General features: G+C 42.5%; 1 protein-coding gene. It reads right to left on the reverse strand.

The window, feature by feature from the left end; genetic code table 11:
• Positions 1–419: N-acetylmuramoyl-L-alanine amidase (locus tag HMPREF2979_RS08825; RefSeq protein WP_186821192.1), on the reverse strand; the 419-nt coding region annotated here is incomplete at both ends.

The raw sequence follows: 419 nt of genomic DNA on the forward strand, positions 1-419 counted from the left end.
GCTGCACGTGAACGGTCCGTCAAGTCGACATAGGTATCACTTGTGCGAGTGGTTACAACTTGATAACCTTCTGCTTCTAATTTAGCTTTCACACGACTTTGGATAGCCAAGGTCAAGCTCTTTTCAGAGATACCAAAGTAAGAAGCCCCTGGATCATAGCCACCATGACCAGCATCGAGATAGACAATCTTATTTAAAACATTGTAATTTCCTCTTGATGCCGAACCGATTTTCTTAGGGGCTACCACATCAGCTGAAGTTGCCCCAAAGCCAATATTCTTACCTGAAGCATCAACAATATAACCATGAACGATGTACTTGCCTGAGTTCCACTTGTGTTGGCTGGCTGAAATAGTCACTTTATAAGAACCATCATCCTGTTTTGTAGCATTATGCCAAACAAGATCATCCTGACCATT

The organism is Streptococcus sp. HMSC078H12, assembly GCF_001814615.1.
In the GTDB taxonomy this organism is placed as follows: domain Bacteria; phylum Bacillota; class Bacilli; order Lactobacillales; family Streptococcaceae; genus Streptococcus; species Streptococcus salivarius_F.